Origin of the sequence: Paenibacillus maysiensis (genome assembly GCF_000520815.1) — a bacterium.
Taxonomy (GTDB): Bacteria; Bacillota; Bacilli; order Paenibacillales; family Paenibacillaceae; genus Paenibacillus; species Paenibacillus maysiensis.
In genome coordinates, this window is record NZ_ASRY01000129.1 from 1 (window position 1) to 1,073 (window position 1,073).

1 protein-coding gene is annotated in these 1,073 nt (G+C 58.4%); it reads left to right on the forward strand.

Annotation, left to right across the window (positions count from 1 at the left end; genetic code table 11):
• Positions 1 to 1,073: acyl carrier protein (locus L696_RS28390; protein WP_245233319.1), on the forward strand; the 1,073-nt coding region annotated here is incomplete at both ends.

Here is a 1,073-nt window from a genome sequence, read left to right on the forward strand (position 1 = left end):
AAGAAGAGCCGACTTTCATTTCAAGCGATTTTGAAGAGAGAGCGATCGAGTATTTCAAGACGTTGCTCTCTTCCGTCCTGAAGATGCCAGCCAGCCGGATTGAAGCCAATGCGCCTTTTGAAAAATACGGCATCGATTCGATTCTGGTCATGCAGCTGACCAACCAACTGGAAAAGACGTTTGGCTCCTTGCCGAAAACGCTGTTCTTTGAATATCAAAATCTCCGCGAGCTGACCGGATACTTCCTGGACGCCCATCGTGTTCTTTTGCAGCAGCTCTTGGGCATCGGGGAGCAGGAGCGGGTTTCGGAATCCGCTTCGGTGGCGTCCGCGTCCACTCCTGAGCCGTCGGCTGTCAGCAGCCGCAGACGTTCGAGGCTGGCCGCGAGTTCGACGGCTGTGCATGCAGCGCCGGTCGCGCAACCTGCGAAGGCGGCCAAGGGAGAACAGGACATCGCGATCATCGGCGTCTCTGGCCGCTATCCGGGGGCGCGCAACCTTCAGGAATTCTGGGGCAATCTGCGGGACGGCGAGGATTCGATCACGGAGATTCCTCAAGAACGCTGGGATCATAGCCTCTATTTTGACCCGGACAAAAGCAAGGCGGGCAAGACGAACAGCAAATGGGGCGGATTTATTGACGGCGTGGATCAATTCGATCCGAAGTTCTTCAACATCTCCCCGCGCGAGGCGGAGATCATGGACCCGCAGGAGCGACTGTTCCTGCAGACCGTCTACGAGGCGCTGGAAGATGCGGGGTATACGCGCGAGATGCTCGCCAAACATCGCGGGCTGGGGCTTGACGGCAACGTCGGGGTCTATGTCGGCGTGATGTACGAAGAGTATCAGCTGTACGGCGCAGAGGAGACGATCCTCGGCCGACCGCTTGCCCTGTCTGGCAACCCCTCGTCGATCGCCAACCGGGTGTCGTACTTCTTCAACCTGCACGGGCCGAGCCTTGCCGTCGATACGATGTGCTCGTCTTCGCTGACGTCGATTCATCTGGCCTGCCAGAGCTTGCAGCAAGGCGGCTGTGAACTGGCGATCGCCGGCGGTGTCAACGTCTCGATTCAC